Genomic DNA, 21537 nt, shown 5'->3' with positions numbered 1-21537 from the left:
TCAGCCTCGCTTCCAACGAACACCTTGTGCTGTATCTTCGAGCAAGATGTTCATTTCTTTTAATTGGTCACGAATTTCATCCGCACGTGCAAAATTGCGGTCTTTTCGTGCTTGATTGCGTTCTTCAATCAACGCATCGATTTCTTCGTCTAACAGTTCTTTTTCTGAAGATACGTTCAATCCAAGAACGGCCATAAACTTCTCTAGCGTCGCCGCGTATGCCGTTAACACAGCAACCGATGTCTGGTTCTGCTTCAAATAGACGTTTGCTTGTTTCGCGATTTCAAATAATGTCGCAATCGCGTTTGCTGTATTGAAATCGTCATCCATCGCATCTTCATACGCTTTAATCTGCTCGTTCAACTGGAATGTCCACATGTCATCTTGATCTCCAAGGTCTGCCGAGTGTTCTAAGCGGTGAACGACATTTGCATAGGCCGTGCGGATGCGGTCAAGTCCCGCTTCTGCTTGTTCCACAAGTTCACCAGAATAATTGATTGGGTTGCGGTAGTGCACACTCAACATGAAGAAGCGAAGCACTTGTGGATCGATATGCTTACGAATATCGTTCACGAGCACAAAGTTCCCCAAAGACTTCGACATTTTTTCGTTGTCGATGTTGATATAGCCATTGTGCATCCAGTAGCGTGCGAACTCTTTGTCGTTGTGTGCTTCAGACTGAGCGATTTCATTTTCATGGTGCGGGAATGTCAGGTCTTGGCCACCTGCATGAATATCGATTGTGTCGCCAAGGATATCGCGTGCCATTACTGAACATTCAATGTGCCAACCAGGGCGTCCTGCTCCCCACGGACTTTCCCATGAGATTTCCCCTGGCTTTGCTGCTTTCCATAAAGCGAAATCAAGCGCATCTTCTTTCTTCTCGCCGACTTCAATTCGTGCCCCACTCTTCAAGTCGTTAATATCTTGGTGCGACAATTTGCCGTAACCATCAAATTTACGCGTTCGGTAGTAAACGTCTCCCTGTGATTCATAAGCATAGCCTTTGTCAATTAAGACCTTGATAAAGTCGATAATCTGATCCATATGCTCAGTTACGCGGGGATGATCGTCTGCCCGGTTGCACCCAAGCGCCTCGATATCAGCAAAGTAAGCTTCAATAAAGCGTTCTGTCAGGTCCGATACATCTTCTCCGAGTTCATTCGCTGCTTTGATGATTTTATCGTCGACATCCGTAAAGTTTGAAACGAAGTGCACATCATATCCGCGATAGCTCAAATAGTTTCGCACTGTATCGTAGACGATGACAGGACGAGCGTTTCCGATATGGATGTAGTTGTAAACCGTTGGGCCACAGACGTACATCTTGACCTTTCCTTCTTCTAACGGGACGAATGTTTCTTTTTCACGCGTTAGTGTATTAAAAATTCGGATGCTCATTGTCCTCTCTCCTCTCGTAATTGCGCACTTAGGCGATCTAACTCACGTTGTAATTTTTCGATACAGTCCTCCATCTGCTGACAGCGTTCGTCTACAGGGTCCGGAATGTTTTGGTGATTCAAGTTTTGCTTCACACGTACACCATCTAGCACGACGACTTTTCCTGGGATTCCAACGACCGTCGCGTTTGCAGGGACGTCTTTTAATACGACAGACCCTGCCCCGACTTTGCTATTGTCTCCAAGTGTGATGGATCCAAGTACTTTTGCGCCAGTTGCCACTAGGACGTTATTTCCAAGTGTCGGGTGACGTTTGCCTTTTTCTTTACCGGTTCCTCCGAGCGTGACGCCTTGGAACAAAATGCAGTCGTCGCCAATTTCACATGTCTCACCGATGACGACACCCATGCCGTGATCGATGAAGAAACGGCGACCGATTTTTGCCCCCGGATGAATCTCGATTCCCGTGAAGAAGCGGCTAATTTGAGAAACAGCACGCGCCAAGAAAAATAGTTTATTTTTAAACAGAGCATGTGCGATTCGGTGCGCCCAGATCGCGTGAAGGCCGGAGTAGGTCAACACGACTTCAAAGACGCTGCGGGCTGCAGGATCTTGCTCGAAGACGGTGGCGATGTCTTCTTTTATATGCTTGAACATAGGAGTTCCTCCTTGAGTTAATGATGAATAATGAAGATTTTAAATACGCGTAAAAAAACGCCCCCACCTAGTCAGGTCGACTAGACAGAGGCGCAGTATGCACGGTTCCACTCTGATGAGAAATCCCGAAAAAAGATTTCACTTCTCCTACCCGATAACGAGGGCGAATCGTCTGGCCTACTGATTGTTCAGCACAGCGCTCAGAGGTGCATTTCAAAGATGCATGGGCTCAGGTCACTTGCAGCCGGTGGTGACCCTCTCTACGGGAGCTTACGTCTTTTACTTCTCCTCATCAAAGCTTTCATATGTGGTTCTAATTTTACTCACCTAGTCCAGAAAGTCAATCTTATTGATTTGCGAATTTTTCCACGCGCTTAAGAACTTTCTCTTTACCAAGAAGGGCGATCGCATTCGGAAGATCCGGACCATGTGTTTGCCCTGTAGCAACTACACGAATCGGCATGAATAAGCCTTTTCCTTTAGCGCCCGTCTCTTTTTGTACAGCCTTAATTGCTGCTTTAATTCCATCTGCCTCTAGCGTGTCCATTGTCTCAAGTTGTGCTTTGAAGGCTGTCATAACAGCAGGCACTTGCTCTTCATTAAGAACTGCCATTGCCTCATCATCATAGTTTAACTCGTCGGCAAAGAACAACTCCGATAGTTCCACGATTTCAGCACCAAAGCTCATTTGTTCTTGATACAAGGCAATCAACTGGTTTGCCCAGTCCGCTTGCTCCGCTGACAATTCAGCAGGAAGCTTACCTGCTTGTTGCAAGTGCGGGATGGCCATTGCAGCGACTTCTTCTGCAGATAGTTTTTTCATATATTGATTGTTCATCCATGTCAGTTTATTCGTATCAAACATCGATGGTGACTTTGAAAGGCGCTTTTCATCAAATAATTCGATGAGCTGATCTTTTGAGAAGATTTCTTCTTCCCCTTCAGGTGACCACCCAAGAAGTGCGAAGAAGTTGAACATCGCTTCAGGAAGGTAGCCTAAGTTTTTATATTGTGTGATGAATTGAATGATGGACTCATCACGTTTTGAAAGTTTTTTACGGCTCTCATTAATAATCAACGTCATGTGGCCATATTTTGGCGCTTCCATACCAAGTGCATGGAATACCATGATTTGTTTTGGCGTGTTTGAAAGATGCTCTTCCCCACGAAGAACATGGCTGATCTTCATGAAGTGATCATCTAATACTACCGCATAGTTGTATGTTGGGATGCCGTTTGCTTTAACAAGTACCCAATCCCCCACATCTTTGGATTCGAACGTGACTGTACCACGGACCATATCTTCGATTGTGTAAGTTACATCCGCTGGTACACGCATGCGAATTGTATAAGCTTCTCCAGCCGCTTCTTTTGCAGCTACTTCTTCTGCAGAAAGGTTACGACATTTCCCACTATACATAGGAGCAGCAATTCCTGCTTCTTTTTGGCGCTCGCGCTCTGCTTCGAGTTCTTCTGATGAACAGAAGCATTTGTAAGCATGGCCTTCTGAAAGCATCTTTTCAGCATGTTCTTTGTAGATATCTAAACGTTCCATTTGACGATACGGACCGTAGTCGCCGCCAATGTCTACAGACTCATCGTACTCGATTCCTAACCAGCGCAAGTTATCGAGTTGTGACAATTCGCCACCTTCGATGTTGCGTTCGATGTCTGTGTCCTCAATTCGGACGATAAATTTCCCGCCGTGGTGGCGCGCAAATAAATAGTTAAAAAGTGCTGTACGGGCACCGCCGATATGCAATTGACCAGTCGGACTCGGTGCGTAACGTACGCGTACTTCGTTTGTCATGGGGTGTTCCTCCTCTAAAATTCACTTGTACCATTCTATCATTCGAGCCGAGATAGAGAAAGTTTATTTTTGTACGAGTAAAATCGTTGCTAGTGCAGCGATCCCTTCTTCACGACCTGGGAATCCTAGCTTCTCTGTCGTCGTTGCTTTGACGTTGATTTGAGACTCATCTGCTTCTAATAGTTCTGCAATACGGGCACGCATCGCAGGAATGTGTGGAGCCATTTTTGGACGTTGTGCAATAATCGTGCAATCCACATTGCCAAGAACGTAGCCTTTTTCTTTTACAATGTTCCAGCAGTGTGTGAGCAGTTTCGCTGAATCTGCGTCTTTAAATGCTGGGTCCGTGTCTGGGAAGTGACGGCCAATGTCTCCTTCTCCGATTGCTCCAAGTGCCGCATCTGTAATCGTATGTAGCAGAACATCTGCATCCGAATGGCCGACAAGACCTCTTTCGTGGGGAACTGTGATTCCTCCAATAATTAATGGGCGCCCTTCTTCAAAAGCATGTACATCAAATCCTTGTCCAATACGCATTACTTTGTCTCCTCTCTTCGTCTTAAAATTCCTTCTCCAAGCACCAGGTCTTCTGGTGTCGTCATTTTTTGATTGTCATACGAACTCTCCACAACATAAACTGGAATGCCCGCTCGTTCTGCAAGCATCCCTTCATCGGTCCCTAAAAAACCCTGTTCATCTGCTTGACGCGCCGCTTTCATTAGCAATTCATACTGAAACGCTTGGGGCGTCTGAACAGACCACAAAGTTTCACGGTCAATCGTCTCTTGCACTTGGCCATCTACCACTCGTTTCATCGTATCTTTTGCTTTTACTGCGGCGATTGCACCGCCGCTCGCTGTTGCTTTTTCAACGAGTGCATGAATCGTCTCTTGCAAGATGAAGGGGCGTGCCGCGTCGTGGACGAGTACGATTTCTGCACCACTTGCTGCTTGAAGTGCTGCATAAACACTGTGTTGACGTTCATCTCCACCTTGTACGAGCTTTGTCACCTTTGTCAGTTGATATTGTGTAATCAACTTTTCAATATCTTGTCGTTCTTGTTCGTTAATCGCAAGAACAATTTCTTCACACCACGGATCTAGTTGAAATACTTCCAATGTGTGTGCAAGTATCGGTTTGCCATTCAGCTTTAGAAATAGTTTATTATACGCTGCTCCCATCCGCTTTCCACTTCCGGCAGCCGGCAGTACGACTGTATAGTTCATAGTGAAACACCTTTCTAAACAGACGGAATCCCGGTACACGAACGTGCCCGAGATCCTGAACTTATTTTTCAAGTGGCTTTGCAAAAATCATGCGTCCTGCAGATGTCTGAAGAACACTTGTCACTTCCACTTGGATCGCTTGATTGATATACGATTTTCCACCTTCAACAACAATCATCGTACCATCATCTAAGTAAGCCACGCCTTGATTTTGCTCTTTCCCGTCTTTGATGATCACAACTTGCATGACTTCACCTGGAATAACAACAGGTTTTACAGCATTGGCAAGATCGTTGATGTTGAGCACCGGTACATTATGTAACTCACATACCTTATTCAGGTTAAAATCATTGGTCATGACTATTCCTTTTTTCTTCTTCGCTAATCGCACCAGTTTCAAGTCTACTTCATGCACGTCCTCAAAATCGTCTTCCACGATTTCGATAGGTGTCGTCCGTTCTGCTTGCAGACGCTTCAATACATCGAGTCCTCGGCGACCACGCGTCCGTTTTAGTGTATCTGAAGAATCGGCAATATGTTGCAGCTCGGTTAACACGAACTGGGGCACGACGAGCGTCCCTTCCAAAAAGCCTGTGTCCGATATATCTGCAATGCGCCCGTCGATAATAACACTCGTATCGAGTAACTTATAATTCGGCGCATCTGCAACTGCCACTTCTTCTTCAGCTCGCTTTTTCACCGTCCCACGAGAACCAGAGAAAATCGACATCATCTCTTCACGCTTTTTAAATCCAACCTGAAAACCTAGGTACCCTAGAACCAGGGACAATACGACTGGAACGACGGATCCAATGGCAGGTAACTCGAGTGTGTCGATGGCAGTTCCTAATAAAAATGCCACTACAAGACCGAGCACAAGACCAATTGTTCCAAATACCAAGTCCCACACCGGAGTGTTCAAGAGTCGTTCTTCCATGAATCGGATAAATGTTACGAGATAATCTGTAATGAACAATGCGGCCACATATAATAAAATGGCTCCTACTAAAATGGATACGTACGGATTGGCAATCCACGGGTTGTCGGATAAATTCATTGCTTCGTATAAGTGCGGTAAGAAAAATAACCCGAGTGTACCACCAATCAACACAAATGCGATTTGAATGATCCATTTAAGCATACTTCCACCTCCTCATTTCGTTGTCTTTTCATTATACGCTTTCCTTGAAACGGACGTCCATGCAGAGCCTTAAAGAGTATTTAATCCTGGGAAGTGAAGTTAGTCTCTAACATATTGTTTTCATTTTCAATCGACAAGAGGAGGTAGTGAGTTCCTTGGGAATCAGAGTATAGCGGAGACCCCGCAGTGGAGGCGAGAAGTGCAAGCTTCTCGTATGCCAAGAGGAGGCTCCGGTATGCTCCCCTGGGAACTCACTGCCGGATCGCCAGAGATTGAACCTACTAAAAAATTGCGTTCTCCACATCTAATTAAACGCTAATTTCATAGCCTCATTCACAGTCTCTACCCCAATCACACTGATACCTGCCGGATAATCCCAACCTCCTAAATTACTCGCCGGCACAATCGCACGTTTAAAGCCAAGCTTTGCCGCTTCCTGCACGCGTTGTTCGATGCGCGACACACGACGAATCTCTCCAGTAAGACCCACTTCTCCAATAAAGACGTCCGTTGGTTGGGCACCCATATCGCGGAAACTTGAGACGACACTCACTAAGACAGCAAGGTCAATCGATGGTTCATCAAGCTTTACTCCGCCTGCGACTTTAATATACGCATCTTGCGATTGTAACAGCATGCCCATTCGCTTTTCTAGAACAGCCATTAATAGAGAAACGCGGTTTTGATCGACACCTGTTGCCATACGCTTTGGATAGTTGAAACTCGACTGGGTGACCAGCGCCTGGATTTCAACCAAAATCGGTCGGGTACCTTCCATTGACGCGACAATTGCCGAACCAGGCGCACCGTGCGAGCGTTCCTGTAAGAATAGTTCCGACGGGTTCAACACTTCTTTTAACCCAGCTTGTACCATTTCGAAAATGGCAATTTCATTCGTAGATCCAAAACGATTTTTTTGGGAGCGTAAAATGCGATACGTATGATGACGTTCTCCTTCAAAATACAATACGGTATCCACCATATGTTCAAGAAGACGCGGCCCTGCAATCTGCCCTTCTTTCGTCACGTGACCAACCAAGAAGATGGCAATATTTTTCGTTTTCGCAATACGCATCATTTCTGCCGTACATTCACGCACTTGAGACACACTACCAGGTGCACTCGTGACATCTGGATGATGGACAGTTTGAATCGAGTCGATGATGACAAACTTCGGTTCTACTTGTTCAATCGTTTCATTGATCAGTTCAAGGTTTGTCTCTGCATACAGATACAACTCGCTCGATGCGACCCCGAGTCGTTCCGCACGTAATTTAGTTTGGCGAACGGATTCCTCTCCGGAAATGTAGAGTGTGCGCATATTTTTATTCGCGAGGAGCGAAGATACTTGAAGGAGTAACGTAGACTTGCCGATCCCCGGGTCTCCACCGATAAGGACTAAGGAGCCTGGGACAATCCCACCACCTAGCACACGGTTCAGTTCTTCAAGTGACGTATCCACTCGTGGTTCTTCTTGTGTTTCCACCGAAACAATCGGCGTCGCTTTCATACTCGGTCCATCAGATGTTACAAAAGAACGTTTCGGCCCTTTGCTGACGACCTCCACTTCTTCCACCATCGTATTCCAGTGGCCGCACCCTGGACATTTTCCCATCCATTTTGGTGATTCATAGCCACAATCATTACACATAAATTTTGTTTTTCTCTTTGCCATAAAGTCCTCCTTAGGAACGGGTGTTCTAGTTCTCAGTATACCGTACTTTCTTCTATACGAAAAATAGCACCCCATTCCTGCAAAGAAACGGGGTGCTAACGTGCTTCTATTCCGTTACAGTTTCAGCTTGAGCTTTTTCTGTACGAACGACAAATTCATCATTTTCAACATCAAAGATGATGTATTGACCTGTCAGCACTTCGCCTTTTAGAATTTCTTCTGATAAACGATCTTCAACGTGCTTTTGTAACGCACGGCGTAATGGACGTGCTCCGTAGTCTGGGTCATACCCTTCTTTAGCAATTTTATCTTTTGCTGCTTCTGTAAGTTCCAGCTCGATATCTTGCTCTTTTAGGCGTTTCGTTAACTGATTCGCCATAAGTGTGACAATTTCTTTCAAGTGTTCGCGCTCTAATGAGTGGAACACAATCATCTCATCGAGACGGTTCAAGAACTCTGGGCGGAATGCTTTTTTCAACTCTTCAAGCATTTTTGACTTCATGTCTTTATAGTCTTTAGAAGAACCTGCTTCTTGAAGATTGAAACCAACGTACTTGTTGTACTTCACAGCGTCTGCTCCGACGTTTGAAGTCATGATGACCACTGTATTACGGAAGTCGACTGTACGTCCTTTCGAATCTGTCAAACGCCCATCTTCTAACACTTGAAGCAAGATGTTAAATACATCTGGGTGCGCTTTTTCAATTTCATCTAATAAGATGACAGAGTAAGGTTTGCGACGCACTTTCTCCGTCAATTGACCCCCCTCATCAAAGCCAACATACCCTGGAGGTGAACCGACTAAGCGAGATGTCGAGTGTTTCTCCATGTACTCAGACATATCGATACGAATCATCGAATCTTCGTCTCCAAACATTACTTCAGCGAGTGCACGCGCAAGTTCTGTTTTACCAACACCAGTTGGCCCTAAGAAAATAAATGAACCGATTGGACGTTTTGGATCTTTAAGTCCAGCACGTGCTCGACGAATCGCACGAGAAATGGCATCGACTGCTTCCGATTGTCCGATGACGCGTTTGTGCAATGTATCTTCGAGTTTCAACAGTTTGTCTGACTCCGTTTGCGCCAGTTTTGAGACCGGTACACCTGACCACATCGAAACGACAGTTGCGATATCTTCGACAGTCACTTCTGTTTCTGCTTTCCCTTGCTTTTCTTTCCAGTTGTCTTTCAATTTCTCAAGTTCTTCTTTTAACTTTTGTTCTTTATCGCGGAACGATGCAGCCTTTTCAAACTCTTGGCTTTGTACGGCTGCGTTTTTCTCAGAACGTAAGCTTTCAAGTTGTTGTTCCATCTCTTTTAAGTTCGGCGGTGTCGTGTATGAGCGTAGGCGTACTTTCGACCCTGCTTCATCAATCAGATCAATTGCTTTATCCGGTAGGAAACGGTCCGAAATATAGCGGTCTGACATTTTAACTGCCGCTTCTACCGCTGCATCTGTGATTTTCACACGGTGATGCGCTTCGTAACGGTCGCGCAGACCATAGATGATTTGAATCGCTTCTTCAACAGATGGTTCGTCCACTTGGATTGGCTGGAAACGACGTTCTAAAGCCGCATCTTTTTCAATGTATTTGCGGTACTCATCAAGTGTTGTCGCACCGATACATTGCAGTTCACCACGTGCTAGTGCTGGTTTTAGAATGTTAGATGCGTCAATCGCACCTTCTGCTCCCCCTGCACCAATCAATGTGTGAAGTTCATCAATGAACAAGATGATGTTGCCTGCTTGGCGAATTTCATCCATTACTTTTTTCAAGCGATCTTCAAATTCTCCGCGGTATTTCGTACCTGCTACAACCGTCCCCATATCCAGTGTCATAACGCGTTTGTCACGCAAGATTTCAGGCACTTCGTTGTGTACGATTTGCTGCGCAAGTCCTTCTGCGATTGCGGTCTTACCAACACCAGGCTCTCCAATAAGCACTGGGTTGTTCTTTGTACGACGCGCTAAGATTTCAATCACACGCGTAATTTCTTTGCTACGACCAATCACTGGATCCAATGTGCCTTCACGTGCAATCTGTGTAAGGTCACGCGCAAGACCGTCAAGCGTTGGCGTGCTTGCAGTTGCGGCAGACGATGTCGAAGATGAATTGTTTGCTTGTTCACTGCTACCGAGTAAGTGAAGCACTTGTTGACGTGCTTTGTTTAAGCTGATACCCGCGTTACTTAGAACGCGAGCCGCTACACCTTCCCCTTCACGAATCAGTGCAAGTAGCAAGTGTTCTGTCCCAATATAAGAATGACCAAGTTTACGTGATTCGTCGACTGAGAGTTCAATGACTTTTTTAGCACGTGGTGTATAGTGCACAATCGGACCAACATCTTTTTCGCCCGTTCCGACTAATTCTTCAATGCCTTCTTCAATCGCTTTTGGATCGACGTTACTAGCCTCTAACGCTTTCGCCGCAATGCCGTTCCCTTCACGAATCAGACCTAACAAAATATGTTCAGTGCCAATTGCTTCATGCTTTAAACGAATCGCTTCTTCTTGAGCGAGTTGAAGTACTTTTTGTGAGCGCTGTGTAAAACGATTAAACATCATATGAGTTCTCTCCTTTTTCTTCTATAGTCAACCGTTCCCTAATCATTTTTGCCCGAAACACATCGCGGTCTTTCGGGGACAATGTAGAACCGGCATAGTGCTGTAAAAATCCAGGCTGCATAAATACCATACATTCATTCAAAATCGTTTTGTTGACGTTTCGAATGATAGCTAAGTCGATTGCTAACCGGACGTCGGATAGACATTGTGCTGCTTCTTCTGTCGTCAACATCCGGGCGTAGCGCAGTGTGCCTAGTGAGCGAAACAACTTATCCTCTAGTGTTATGCGTGAATGGGAAAGCAGTGCTTCGCGCGCTTCCCGTTCTTTTTCAATCAATTGGGTCGTCAAGCCTTTCAGTTCTTGTAAAATCTCGACTTCCGCTTTACCTAGTGTTACTTGGTTGGATACTTGGTAGACATTCCCGAGAGCTTCACTGCCTTCTCCATAAATGCCTCGCACAACCATGCCAAGACGGTTGATGATAGGTGCGATACGAGCCATTTGTTTCGTAGCGGTCAAGGCCGGCAAGTGCATCATGACGGACGCACGGAGACCTGTTCCTGTATTGGTCGGGCATGTCGTTAAATAACCATACTTCTCATCAAACGCATAGCGAACATTGCGGTCAAGTGTCCGGTCGATTTCCCGCGCTTGTTTGTACGCCTCTTCTAATTGAAGACCAGGGAGTATGCACTGTATGCGCAAATGATCTTCTTCGTTGATCATGATGCTAAGAGATTCATCTTCAGAAATGACAGCTGCCGCTTCATGCTCAGATTCAATTAAGCTTGGGCTGATTAAATGTTTTTCAATCAAGACTTGTTTATCGAGTGCATCTAATTGCTTCATCTGATAAGACGTAAACTCGTGCGATAAGTTTTCCTGGTCAAGCAAAATGCCTGAGACAGTCTGTTCGATTTTATGCGCCTCGTCCTCAGTAAATGCCAGAGGAAACTTAAAACCTTCTATATTTCGAGCCAATCGGATTCGCGTGCTCATGACAATATCCGCATATTCTCCTGAGCTTTCCATCCAACTGGTCACTTGATTTTTTAAAAAGCGATTCATATCCACTGTCAATCGCCTCCTTTTGAGAGTTTCGCCTCAAGCTCTCTTGCTTGGTCACGGAGAGTGGCGGCTGTTTCAAACTCTTCTTCAGCGATTGCTTGTTGCATACGAGACCGAATGTCTTCAATGCGACGCTTTAAATCGCGCGTCTCTTCATATGCTTCTGGAACTTGGCCGATGTGTTCAGCATTGCCGTTGTGTAGTCGCTTCATGACAGGGGGTAAGGCATTGCCAAATGTCTCATAACATTCTGCACAGCCAAATTTCCCGCGATGCACAAAGCGTTCATAGGTCCAGCCACAATTCGGACAGCTCCACTGACTTTTTTCACGACTAGCTTGTGTTTTTGTTTGTTCAGGTGTAAACAAGTTCGTGAGCAGTTGATGAACCGTTAATGGATCTTGCTGGTTTTGAAAAGGGTGTAACTGACTTGCACAGACATCACAGAGATGTCGCGTGAATGGTTCTCCGTTCTGCGTAACCGTCATTTTGACATGTGCAGGACGTTGTTTACAGTTTTCACAAATCATCAGCGACCCTCCTTTTCGTGAAGTAACGTAAGAAGCATCGCTTGAGCGACCCGCCCTCTCAATTGATCACGTAGTGGCAACGGAACTGACAAGGTAGACCGTGCACACGCCGCAACAATTAGTTTTGCTTCTCGTTTTGAAATCATGTCTAAGTCAAGCAGGCGGTAGACCATGTCTTCCACCATGGATTCAGATGCCCCGTTTTCAAGAGCATCTAACATATCCCGAATGACATCTGTCTGTTCGGTCGCCTCTAAGCGGAAGATACGTATATACCCACCTCCACCTCGCTTACTTTCAACTATATAGCCACGATCTACAGTGAACCGTGTATTAATTACATAATTAATTTGCGAGGGGACGCATTGAAATTTCTCCGCGACTTCATTGCGTTTTATTTCAATCTGCCCTTGATTAGTAGATTCGATAATACTTTTCAAATACCCTTCAATAATATCTGAGATATTTTTCATGGTGTCACCTCCTACTGACTTTGACTATCTTTGACTTTATTATACGAATTCACTTTGTAGCGTGCAATTGTTTTGACTCCAAATAAAAAAGCATGCCGAGAAATCGGCATGCTTCTCTATATTAATGGGGAAGATAAATCAGCTGGAACAAGAACAAGACAGCGAAGATATAAAGGAGTGGATGTACTTCTTTATAGCGGCCTTGCACTATTTTTAGAATCGGATAGATGATAAACCCAAGTTCGATTCCTGTTGCAATACTCGACGTGAGCGGCATTGCCAAAATTACAATGAATGCAGGAAATGCCTCATCAAACGCATCCCAATCAATATGCTTCACAGCCCCAATCATTAATGACCCAATGATAATCAAAGCTGGTGCTGTGATCGCCGCCACTCCAGAAAGAGCCGCAACAAATGGACCGAGAAACGCAGCGATGATAAAGAGAATTCCTACAGTCAATGTAGTCAGACCTGTACGTCCGCCAACAGCTACTCCTGAAGAAGACTCAATGTAGGCAGTCGTTGGGCTCGTCCCGAACATAGAACCTACCGTCGTCGCAACAGAATCGGCAAGGAGTGCTTGACGAGCGCGTGGAAGGCGTTCTCCCTTCATGAGCCCGGCTTGTTTGGCAACGCCGACCATTGTTCCGGTTGTATCAAACAAGGTCACTAATACAAAGGACACGACAATCCCAAGCATGCCGAATTGAATGACGTCTAAAAAAGCTGTGACGGGATTCCAAACAAGAATGCCCTCTGGTAAGGAAGGGATTTCAAAGAATCCATCGAACTTCAATTGACCGCTAAAGAAGGCAACGACCCCTGTCGCTACCATCCCGTAAAAGATGGCACCGTACACATTGCGCACCATCAAAATTAGTGTCACAAGTAGACCAAACAACGTGAGCAGAGCAGCTGGGCTTGTTAAATCCCCGAGTTTCACTAAGTTCGTTTCATGCGCTTCAACGATTGTAGACATGCGCAGTCCAATAAATGATATGAACAATCCGATTCCCGCCGTGATACCGTGCTTCAAGTTGGATGGAATGCTAATAATCAACTTTTCACGTAAAGACGTTAATGACAAAATGACAAAGATAATACCGGCGATGAACACTGCAGAGAAAGCCGTTAAATAATCGATTTGTCCATTCGAGGAAATAACGACTGTATAGGTGAAGAAAGCATTTAATCCCATTCCTGGAGCGATGGCAATCGGATAATTCGCAAATAGCGCCATCCATAACGTACCAACGACGGCGGCTATGATAGTGGCTAAGAAAACTTGATCAAACGGAACGCCTGCTTCCGCCAAAATAACGGGGTTGACGATGACTATATAAACCATTGTAAGAAAAGTGGTAATTCCAGCTACAACTTCTGTTTTAACAGTTGTGCCATGTTGCTGTAAACGAAACATATGAACTCTCCTAAATACGAACATTTTTGAAATACTTAACAATATTATTCGCTTTTATATTAAATTGCAACCCTTTTTCAAAAGAAACACGAAAAAACCATCTCCTAATTAGAAGATGGTTCGTGTTTTGCTATCATTTTGTTGACGAGAAATACTTTTGACTTCCGCTAGAAGCGGGTATGATAGAACAAGCAGGAGGTGGTTTTATGATTCGCACAGTAGGAGTCACAACAGATCACGAACTGATTCAAAACTTTTCTTTGGATCAATTACAAGATAATTTGTTCGAGTGGTATTGGGTCGATATTAGCAACCCTTCCATTGACGAGCAAAATCTATTACGAGACTTTTTTCAATTTCACCCGCTCGCAATAGAGGACTGCCTGCATGATTTGCAGCGACCTAAACTCGATAATTATGACCGTCATACCTTTTTTGTGCTACATACATATAACGAAAAGACGATGGAAGCAGAAGAGTTAGACGTCTTTGTTGGAGGAAATTTTGTCGTAACGTTCCATTATGAAGAAATGCATGAACTTGACGAGGCACTTGACCGTCTTATTCATAGTACGAAGTCTTGGAAAAGAGGCGCTATGCACGCTCTGTATCAAATCATCGATAAAGTAGTGGATCATTACTTCCCCATCATCTACAAAATTGAGGATTATTTAAATATTGTCGAGGATGACATGTCTAGGCATCATGACCAGTTTTCTATGAACCGAGTCTTTGAAATTCGCAGTGATTTATTGCACCTGAGACGAACAATCAATCCAATGCGAGATTTACTTTATAGAATGCTTGCATCTTCACGCTTGAATTTTTCGCAGGAAGAGCGCACCTATTTCGAAGATATTTACGATCACCTTATCAAACTATCTGAAATGATCGATTCCAATCGAGATTTGACAGCGGATATACGGGATAGTCATATGTCGATGAACGCTAGCCGAATGAACCGAATCATGATGACACTTACAATTGTATCCATCGTCTTCATCCCGCTCACATTCGTCGCAGGGGTTTACGGGATGAACTTTACAAATATGCCGGAACTTAATTGGTCGTTCGGCTATTACGGGGTATTGTTATTCATGTTTATGATTGCAGGTGGAATGCTCACCTGGTTTACTTATAAAGGCTGGTTTAAATTATTCAAAAATCAATAAGGAGGTACGCCATGCGTATCAATAAATATTTAGCTGAAGCAGGAATTGTTTCTCGCAGAGGGGCCGATCAGTGGATTTTAGATGGCCGTGTAATGATCAATGGCAAGCCTGCAGAACTAGGAAGTCGAATAGAGGATGGCGATGAAGTAAAGGTCGACGGGAAAATGATTTCTCAAGAACAAGAGCTCGTCTATCTAGCTTTAAACAAGCCTATAGGAATTACGAGTACGACAGAGCGCCATATCGAAGGAAACATCATTGATTTCGTCAATCATGAAAAGCGTATTTTTCACGTAGGACGGCTCGATAAAGATTCGGATGGCTTAATTCTTTTGACGAATGACGGCGACATCGTCAATGAAATTCTTCGCTCTGAAAATGAGCATGATAAAGAGTACATCGTGACAGTGAATGAACGTCTGACGGAAACATTTTTAGAAAAAATGGCAACGGGCGTGAAGATTTTAGATACCGTCACAAAGCCAGCAAAAGTGAAAAAACTTGGGCCGTATACATTTTCCATCATTCTGACCCAAGGGCTCAACCGACAAATCCGCCGCATGTGTTCCGCGCTCGGGTTCACTATTAAACGATTACAACGCGTGCGTATCATGAACATCGAACTTGGAAGCTTACCCATCGGTAAATGGCGTAATTTAACGGAAGACGAAAAGCAGGAACTGTTCAAACTGCTCAACTATCAACCGAAACGTTCATAAAGGGAGAGATGCAGGATGTTAACGATTCAATCTACACCTTATGCAACAGGCGCAACCATCAGCGGAGACATTTGGGATTTCGACGCTTTCCTTACGGCGGCTTTCGATCTAATTGGAGACACTAATAAATTCTACGATTATCAAAGTACACATGATCGCCTTACCGCGGCATTAATCAAATTAGCTGCGGCACGTAAAGGGAAAGAAGAAGTGATAGTTGTCTCTAATGGAGCAACTCGTGATCAACTAAAAGAAAAAGGAATGATCACTCCAGAGCGCAACGTATACTTTGGCTATAAAATGTTATGGCCAGAACTTCTATTCACAGCATTCGGGTTAAATGATTTTGTCTTGTTGCGCAGCAAGAACTTCAAGCACCCACATCTTCATCTCTACACGATGGAAGTCCGCTTATTTCAAGCAAAAGTCATCGAAGCCTTAGAAATCGCGATGCCAGACGAGGATTTTTCCGATGTGAAGCAAGCGCTTTTGTCACCCGAACGTTCAACAGAAGATTATGCAACCCAGTACGTCGATATGTTGGCTTTGTCTTATTTAAATGTACCGAAAGAAGAACGCAAAGTCTTGCTGCCGAAAATCGCACGCAGCATCATCGTTGGTGGGAATGATTATGAAGTCTTTAAACAAAAAGTTGTTGCAGAAGCAAATAAAACAAAGAGCGCTGTGCACAACATCAAATTAACAGCGGATTATCCAGATTATGACGATATTGAGTGGTAAAAAAAGACCTGAAGCCATCGCTTCAGGTCTTTTCGTTATACCCCCGCCACACGTGTAGCGAGCGGTTTGAATAACTTTTCTTTATCTAATTCTGGATGCATTGAAGAAAGTTCTTCTAAAGCATACTTTGCACCATAGTCCATCCCTTGGCACCCTGCTAGCAAAACAACATCGTTGTCTTCTGCTTGGTGCAGCCCTTGTCGAACTGCTTCTGGGAGCTCATCGAACAAATGAACTTTGATTCCCGCAGCTTCCATGACATCAAGGAATACAGCTTTCTCCTCCTCTGCCACAACATCTTTTGCCGTGACATCGGATTTACTGCTGGTTGCAATGACTTCTGTCAGCCCAAGCTTAGGTGCCCAGCGAACAATTGCCTCCGCATTTTCACGATTCACTGTAACACCTCGATCTCCGCGAATCGCATACACAAGCTTCAAGTTTTTGTAGTCCATCTTTTCAAGCGTACTAAGGGTAATATCGATATTTCCGCTGTTTGCAAAGTGGTCATCAAAGATTTTGAAGCTCTCTTCAAAAATCATCTCGAAACGACGTTCAACCCCTGCAAAGTTTTTCATCGCACGTTGAATCGTCTCAATTGGGGCATCACATAATAATCCAATCGCAATTGACACTAGCGAGTTATAAACAGAATGATAGCCTGGTGTTCCTAACGATACTCTAAAATCACCTTGTGGAATTGTACCTTGCGGTGTTTCAAGCGTGTCTGCAATCGACACTGTGAACTCTGCACGCCCTGTTGATAAATCAAGGTCTACACAACGAATATCCGCTTCTTCACTTTCCACACCGATTGTCACTACAAAAGCATCTGTCTGATCTTGCAAAGCTGCAGAATAAGAATCATCTAAATTCAAAATCGCTACTTTATCAACGCCTGCACGTGTGACAAGCTTTGATTTATGCATCACATAGTTCTCAAATGAAGAATGCAGGTCGATATGTTCACGGCTGATGTTATTGAATGTCACAATATCAAAATCAACACTGCCAACTCGGTCTAGTTCGAGTGCTGAAGAAGATACTTCCATTACGACGTGTTGGATGTCTGATTCCACCATTTCAGAAAAATAGCGTTGTAGATCCAGAGATTCTGGTGTGGTTAATTCTGAAGGCTCCGCCTTGTCACCAATCTTGACAACAACTGTCCCAATGAGACCAGTTTGAAGCCCATGCTCTTCTAAAATAGCATTGGCCATGAATGACGTGGACGTCTTTCCGTTTGTAGCTGTGATTCCGATTGTTTTCATATGCTGTGTCGGGTGAGAGTAGTATGCATCGGCAAGCGCCGCCAAACTGCTGCGCGCATCCTTCACGCGGTATTGAGGGACATCTACCCCATCAATAAATTCTTCCACAACTAGCGCTACAGCACCCGCCTCAACTGCTGATTTGGCAAATGTATGACCATCTGCCTTTACTCCGCGCATACAAACAAATACATCTCCAGGCTTCACATTACGGGAGTTGTAAGCAAGCCCTGTAATTTCGATATCTTGTTCATTTCGTTTTTGCTCAATTCCGATTACAGGCAAAATATGTGAAAACTTCATTTCGTCACCCCTCTTTGTAGTGCTCTTGGCAAAACGCCAGGAGTGTCTCTAACTCTTCTTGCTCCAGCTCAAAATCTAGCACTTTCGCGGTTGTCCGGTCAATAAAATGTGCTTGAGCAATTCGCTGTCCTTTTGAATCGTCTGCAAAGATGACACGTACATCAATGGAGTCGGTCTCTTCAAATAGTTCATCCTCCTCGTCATATACGAGGCCAATTAAAAATTCATAGCGGTCTCCTTCTACAATTCCAGTTGGGTCATGTAGTTTTTCCACTTCAAATGATTCGATTTGCATGGTCATCCTCCTTGTCCATGCCTCCATTATACAAAAAAAACTCCTCCCATAAAGGAGGAGCCATTCGATTAGGTATTTTGGAGCTCTTTATTCTCTTCTGCCGTGAATGCCCGGGACCTTGTGAGGAATCGTTTACCTTCCACACCTTCTAGTGAAAACATCCCACCTCGTCCATCCACCACATCAATAATCAATTGCGTATGTTTCCAGTACTCAAATTGATTTTTATGGATATAGAACTTGGCACCTCCGATTTCACCGAGATAAATGTCCTGGTCTCCAATCAATAAGTCCCCTTCTGGGTAGCACATTGGAGAAGATCCATCACAACACCCTCCAGACTGATGAAACATTACAGGGCCGTGCTTGTCAGTGAGCAGCGCAATCAAATCAAGGGCGGCTTCTGTCGCTACAACGCGTTCTGTCATCGTCTTCACCTCCTACTAGGAGATCAGAAGAATCCTAGTTTGTTTTCATCATACGATACAAGTAGGTTCTTTGTCTGTTGATAGTGACTGAGCATCATCAAGTGATTCTCGCGTCCGATACCAGACATCTTGTATCCTCCAAATGCTGCGTGTGCAGGATACGCATGGTAACAGTTCGTCCATACACGACCTGCTTGGATGCCACGGCCGAAACGGTATGCTGTGTTCATATCACGTGTCCACACACCAGAACCTAGGCCATATAATGTATCATTTGCAATCTCAAGAGCTTCTTCTTTTGTTTTGAAAGTCGTAACCGATACAACCGGTCCGAAAATTTCTTCTTGGAAGATTCGCATCTTATTATGTCCTTTGAAAACAGTCGGCTTGATGTAGTAGCCTTCTGCAAAGTCGCCACCTAAATCGTTGCGCTCTCCACCCGCTAAACATTCTGCGCCTTCTTGCTTCCCGATATCTAGGTACGACAAGATTTTTTCCATTTGCTCTGTTGATGCTTGTGCACCCATCATTGTGTTCGGATCAAGTGGATTTCCTGTAGCAATCGCTTCTACACGCTTCAGAACTTTTTCCATAAATTTATCGTAGATTGATTCTTGGATAAGCGCTCGGGATGGACAAGTACACACTTCTCCTTGATTCAGTGCGAAGAGAACAAATCCTTCAACTGCTTTATCCAGGAAAGCATCGTCTTTGTCCATGATGTCCTCGAAGAAGATATTTGGCGATTTCCCACCAAGCTCAAGTGTTACAGGAATCAAGTTTTGAGAAGCATACTGCATGATCAAGCGACCTGTAGTCGTCTCACCTGTGAAAGCGATTTTTGCAATACGCGGGCTTGAAGCAAGTGGTTTCCCAGCTTCTAATCCAAATCCATTCACGATATTGATAACCCCTGGAGGTAATATGTCTTCGATTAATTCCATTAATACAAGAATTGAAGCCGGAGTTTGTTCAGCTGGCTTCAGTACTACACAGTTTCCAGCAGCTAGTGCCGGCGCAAGTTTCCATACTGCCATTAAGATCGGGAAGTTCCAAGGAATGATCTGCCCTACAACTCCAAGTGGCTCGTGGAAGTGATACGCTACCGTATTGTTATCGATTTGACTTAAGTTTCCTTCTTGTGCTCGAATCGCACCTGCAAAATAACGGAAGTGATCGATAGCAAGTGGTAAATCTGCATTTAGAGTCTCACGAACAGCTTTCCCGTTATCCCATGTCTCAGCAACGGCAAGTAGTTCTAAGTTTTCCTCAATGCGGTCTGCAATTTTATTTAAAATCACTGCGCGTTCTGCAACAGAAGTAGTTCCCCAACTATCCTTTGCAGCATGTGCAGCATCTAGTGCTAAGTCAATGTCTTCAGAAGTTGAACGGGCAATCTTCGTAAATACTTTCCCAGTTACAGGTGTTACATTTTCAAAATATTGACCCTTGACTGGAGCAGTCCATTTCCCATTAATGTAGTTATCGTATTGCTCTTTGAAGTGAACGACTGCGCCGTCCGTATTCGGAAACTTATAAACCATTCTTATCTCTCCCTTTGGTTAATTTGCGTAATGAATACGCTTACATTTCTCCCACCTTCTATTTTGTCAGATTATATGGAATATTTCAATAAAATGTTTTGAAGTCAAACAAAAACGCCTAATCGGTGGTTACCGATTAGACGTTTCGCATACTACTATTTCTCTTGTGAAGCGTTGTTTGGTCGTAGTAGCTCTATCCACTACTCTGAGGCCCGCCGCTTCAATCGCCGTATCCATAGACTCAATCGTCACGATAATTACTTTGTCCGCAAGTCGGGCGGCATGTCTAATTAAGTCGTGTTGTTGCGTTTCCGTAGAGTGCGTGTAGAGATTGTAGGGAAGATCTAAAAATGCCACATCATAGTGACCTTCTTCCTCTTGAATTGCTCGTATCTCTACATCAATAGGAACCGGGTAATTGTAGTGTTCAAGATTTTCACGCGCTCCGACACAAGCAAGTGGATTTTTATCTCTTCCTTTGACGAACATCCCCATTGATGCTGCCTCCACTAGAACCGTGCCAATACCACAACATGGATCGATTAAGGCAAGGTCGCGCGCATGGGGGTTCGCAATATTGACGAGCGTCCGTGCCGTTCTCGCATTTAAAGCCGTTGAATACCCTTGTGGTTTTGCTACGTGCTCCATCCAAACTGGCCGACTTCTCTCGAGTAGCCCGAAATACCATCGTCCCTCATAAACTGTAACGGCGTACACTTGATCAGGTGTCTTCATCTCTAGGGGACCCGGCATCTCATTCCCTATGGTACGTGCAAGTTGGAGGCGCTGTTCATTTAAAAATGATGTCGTCCCTTCGTGCTTCATGAATACAACTTTGTAAGACTCCTGTGCGTCTCCAAAGTCCTTTGCACTCTCAATGATTTCGTCAACACTTACCGCTGATTTTAAGACATGTAACTTCTCCCGAATGAACACACTTCGAGAAGGGTCGATGGATACAGAAGATCCGATCACTTTGCCCACAGTTGATTGACCGAAAAAAGCTCGAATCTCTATTTCTGCAAGTGCGCCCTCTTCTGGATTATATCCATACGTATAAATATAAAATGGTGCCATCATCTTACTGCCTA

General features: G+C 44.4%; 20 protein-coding genes. 3 read left to right on the top strand and 17 right to left on the bottom strand.

Annotated features, from left to right (window positions below):
* From cysS to ACF3OH_RS01295, 12 genes are all read right to left on the bottom strand, one after another.
* The gene (gene cysS, locus ACF3OH_RS01350; protein WP_204591456.1) at window positions 1–1401 is read right to left on the bottom strand and encodes a cysteine--tRNA ligase; all 1401 of its coding nucleotides are present in this window, start codon (window positions 1399–1401) and stop codon (window positions 1–3) included.
* Window positions 1398–2057 (bottom strand): serine O-acetyltransferase, encoded by a 660-nt coding sequence (cysE, locus tag ACF3OH_RS01345; protein ID WP_392455465.1) that lies wholly within the window; start codon window positions 2055–2057, stop codon window positions 1398–1400. Before cysE ends, cysS begins: the two co-directional genes overlap by 4 nt.
* Before the next feature lie 346 nt (window positions 2058–2403).
* Entirely contained in the window at window positions 2404–3867 is a 1464-nt protein-coding gene (gene gltX / locus ACF3OH_RS01340) for a glutamate--tRNA ligase (RefSeq protein WP_392455463.1), read from the bottom strand.
* Window positions 3868–3930: 63 nt separating this feature from the next.
* Complete coding sequence (gene ispF, locus ACF3OH_RS01335; RefSeq protein ID WP_392455461.1) at window positions 3931–4404, bottom strand: 2-C-methyl-D-erythritol 2,4-cyclodiphosphate synthase; 474 nt, start codon at window positions 4402–4404, stop codon at window positions 3931–3933.
* Window positions 4404–5093, bottom strand: a complete 690-nt coding sequence (ispD, locus tag ACF3OH_RS01330; protein WP_392455460.1) for a 2-C-methyl-D-erythritol 4-phosphate cytidylyltransferase — start codon at window positions 5091–5093, stop codon at window positions 4404–4406. Before ispD ends, ispF begins: the two co-directional genes overlap by 1 nt.
* A gap of 61 nt (window positions 5094–5154) precedes the next feature.
* Entirely contained in the window at window positions 5155–6234 is a 1080-nt protein-coding gene (locus ACF3OH_RS01325) for a PIN/TRAM domain-containing protein (protein WP_204591448.1), read from the bottom strand.
* 304 nt (window positions 6235–6538) lie between these two features.
* Entirely contained in the window at window positions 6539–7909 is a 1371-nt protein-coding gene (radA, locus tag ACF3OH_RS01320) for a DNA repair protein RadA (protein ID WP_392455458.1), read from the bottom strand.
* Between the two features lie 106 nt (window positions 7910–8015).
* A complete protein-coding gene (locus tag ACF3OH_RS01315) occupies window positions 8016–10478 on the bottom strand; it encodes an ATP-dependent Clp protease ATP-binding subunit (RefSeq protein ID WP_204591444.1) in 2463 nt (820 codons plus the stop codon).
* Window positions 10468–11553: a protein arginine kinase gene (locus tag ACF3OH_RS01310; RefSeq protein WP_392455456.1), complete on the bottom strand. Its 1086-nt coding sequence runs from the start codon at window positions 11551–11553 to the stop codon at window positions 10468–10470. The genes ACF3OH_RS01315 and ACF3OH_RS01310 overlap by 11 nt, the downstream gene beginning before the upstream one ends.
* Before the next feature lie 2 nt (window positions 11554–11555).
* On the bottom strand, window positions 11556–12077 hold the full coding sequence (locus ACF3OH_RS01305; protein ID WP_204591440.1) for a UvrB/UvrC motif-containing protein: 522 nt from the start codon (window positions 12075–12077) through the stop codon (window positions 11556–11558).
* Window positions 12077–12550 carry a CtsR family transcriptional regulator gene (locus ACF3OH_RS01300; protein ID WP_204591438.1) on the bottom strand — a complete coding sequence of 158 codons (474 nt, stop codon included), beginning with the start codon at window positions 12548–12550 and terminating at the stop codon, window positions 12077–12079. Before ACF3OH_RS01300 ends, ACF3OH_RS01305 begins: the two co-directional genes overlap by 1 nt.
* A gap of 121 nt (window positions 12551–12671) precedes the next feature.
* On the bottom strand, window positions 12672–13973 hold the full coding sequence (locus ACF3OH_RS01295; protein WP_392455454.1) for an NCS2 family permease: 1302 nt from the start codon (window positions 13971–13973) through the stop codon (window positions 12672–12674).
* Between the two features lie 206 nt (window positions 13974–14179).
* Here ACF3OH_RS01295 and corA point away from each other — a divergent pair, with 206 nt between their 5' ends.
* From corA to ACF3OH_RS01280, 3 genes are read left to right on the top strand one after another with little or no spacing between them, the layout of a single operon-like run.
* Complete coding sequence (gene corA / locus ACF3OH_RS01290; RefSeq protein WP_392455452.1) at window positions 14180–15145, top strand: magnesium/cobalt transporter CorA; 966 nt, start codon at window positions 14180–14182, stop codon at window positions 15143–15145.
* An 11-nt stretch (window positions 15146–15156) separates the two neighbouring features.
* Window positions 15157–15864, top strand: coding sequence for a 23S rRNA pseudouridine(2604) synthase RluF (gene rluF, locus ACF3OH_RS01285; RefSeq protein WP_392455450.1), 708 nt, complete (start codon window positions 15157–15159; stop codon window positions 15862–15864).
* A 15-nt stretch (window positions 15865–15879) separates the two neighbouring features.
* Entirely contained in the window at window positions 15880–16605 is a 726-nt protein-coding gene (locus ACF3OH_RS01280) for a DUF6904 family protein (protein WP_392455448.1), read from the top strand.
* A gap of 35 nt (window positions 16606–16640) precedes the next feature.
* On the opposite strand, the gene ACF3OH_RS01275 is transcribed toward ACF3OH_RS01280, so the two are convergent.
* The 5 genes from ACF3OH_RS01275 to ACF3OH_RS01255 form a co-directional block, all read right to left on the bottom strand.
* Window positions 16641–18179, bottom strand: coding sequence for a Mur ligase family protein (locus ACF3OH_RS01275; protein ID WP_204591433.1), 1539 nt, complete (start codon window positions 18177–18179; stop codon window positions 16641–16643).
* A 4-nt stretch (window positions 18180–18183) separates the two neighbouring features.
* Window positions 18184–18474: a DUF6509 family protein gene (locus ACF3OH_RS01270; protein ID WP_204591432.1), complete on the bottom strand. Its 291-nt coding sequence runs from the start codon at window positions 18472–18474 to the stop codon at window positions 18184–18186.
* 68 nt (window positions 18475–18542) lie between these two features.
* Complete coding sequence (locus ACF3OH_RS01265; RefSeq protein WP_204591430.1) at window positions 18543–18902, bottom strand: DUF779 domain-containing protein; 360 nt, start codon at window positions 18900–18902, stop codon at window positions 18543–18545.
* 23 nt (window positions 18903–18925) lie between these two features.
* Window positions 18926–20446, bottom strand: coding sequence for an aldehyde dehydrogenase (adh, locus tag ACF3OH_RS01260; protein ID WP_204591428.1), 1521 nt, complete (start codon window positions 20444–20446; stop codon window positions 18926–18928).
* Window positions 20447–20575: 129 nt separating this feature from the next.
* Window positions 20576–21526 (bottom strand): TRM11 family SAM-dependent methyltransferase, encoded by a 951-nt coding sequence (locus ACF3OH_RS01255; protein ID WP_392455445.1) that lies wholly within the window; start codon window positions 21524–21526, stop codon window positions 20576–20578.
* Between the last annotated feature and the right edge of the window lie 11 nt (window positions 21527–21537).

Origin of the sequence: Chryseomicrobium aureum (genome assembly GCF_043182735.1) — a bacterium.
Taxonomy (GTDB): domain Bacteria; phylum Bacillota; class Bacilli; order Bacillales_A; family Planococcaceae; genus Chryseomicrobium; species Chryseomicrobium aureum.
Note: the sequence above shows the minus strand (reverse complement) of the source record. Positions and strands in the feature narration are given on the sequence as shown.

Bases quoted from the DNA above. Each gene is read 5' to 3' on its own strand.
- cysS (WP_204591456.1), bottom strand. From the start codon at position 1,401: ATGAGCATCCGAATTTTTAATACACTAACGCGTGAAAAAGAAACATTC.
- cysE (WP_392455465.1), bottom strand. From the start codon at position 2,057: ATGTTCAAGCATATAAAAGAAGACATCGCCACCGTCTTCGAGCAAGAT.
- gltX (WP_392455463.1), bottom strand. From the start codon at position 3,867: ATGACAAACGAAGTACGCGTACGTTACGCACCGAGTCCGACTGGTCAA.
- ispF (WP_392455461.1), bottom strand. From the start codon at position 4,404: ATGCGTATTGGACAAGGATTTGATGTACATGCTTTTGAAGAAGGGCGC.
- ispD (WP_392455460.1), bottom strand. From the start codon at position 5,093: ATGAACTATACAGTCGTACTGCCGGCTGCCGGAAGTGGAAAGCGGATG.
- ACF3OH_RS01325 (WP_204591448.1), bottom strand. From the start codon at position 6,234: ATGCTTAAATGGATCATTCAAATCGCATTTGTGTTGATTGGTGGTACA.
- radA (WP_392455458.1), bottom strand. From the start codon at position 7,909: ATGGCAAAGAGAAAAACAAAATTTATGTGTAATGATTGTGGCTATGAA.
- ACF3OH_RS01315 (WP_204591444.1), bottom strand. From the start codon at position 10,478: ATGATGTTTAATCGTTTTACACAGCGCTCACAAAAAGTACTTCAACTC.
- ACF3OH_RS01305 (WP_204591440.1), bottom strand. From the start codon at position 12,077: ATGATTTGTGAAAACTGTAAACAACGTCCTGCACATGTCAAAATGACG.
- ACF3OH_RS01300 (WP_204591438.1), bottom strand. From the start codon at position 12,550: ATGAAAAATATCTCAGATATTATTGAAGGGTATTTGAAAAGTATTATC.
- ACF3OH_RS01295 (WP_392455454.1), bottom strand. From the start codon at position 13,973: ATGTTTCGTTTACAGCAACATGGCACAACTGTTAAAACAGAAGTTGTA.
- corA (WP_392455452.1), top strand. From the start codon at position 14,180: ATGATTCGCACAGTAGGAGTCACAACAGATCACGAACTGATTCAAAAC.
- rluF (WP_392455450.1), top strand. From the start codon at position 15,157: ATGCGTATCAATAAATATTTAGCTGAAGCAGGAATTGTTTCTCGCAGA.
- ACF3OH_RS01280 (WP_392455448.1), top strand. From the start codon at position 15,880: ATGTTAACGATTCAATCTACACCTTATGCAACAGGCGCAACCATCAGC.
- ACF3OH_RS01275 (WP_204591433.1), bottom strand. From the start codon at position 18,179: ATGAAGTTTTCACATATTTTGCCTGTAATCGGAATTGAGCAAAAACGA.
- ACF3OH_RS01270 (WP_204591432.1), bottom strand. From the start codon at position 18,474: ATGCAAATCGAATCATTTGAAGTGGAAAAACTACATGACCCAACTGGA.
- ACF3OH_RS01265 (WP_204591430.1), bottom strand. From the start codon at position 18,902: ATGACAGAACGCGTTGTAGCGACAGAAGCCGCCCTTGATTTGATTGCG.
- adh (WP_204591428.1), bottom strand. From the start codon at position 20,446: ATGGTTTATAAGTTTCCGAATACGGACGGCGCAGTCGTTCACTTCAAA.
- ACF3OH_RS01255 (WP_392455445.1), bottom strand. From the start codon at position 21,526: ATGATGGCACCATTTTATATTTATACGTATGGATATAATCCAGAAGAG.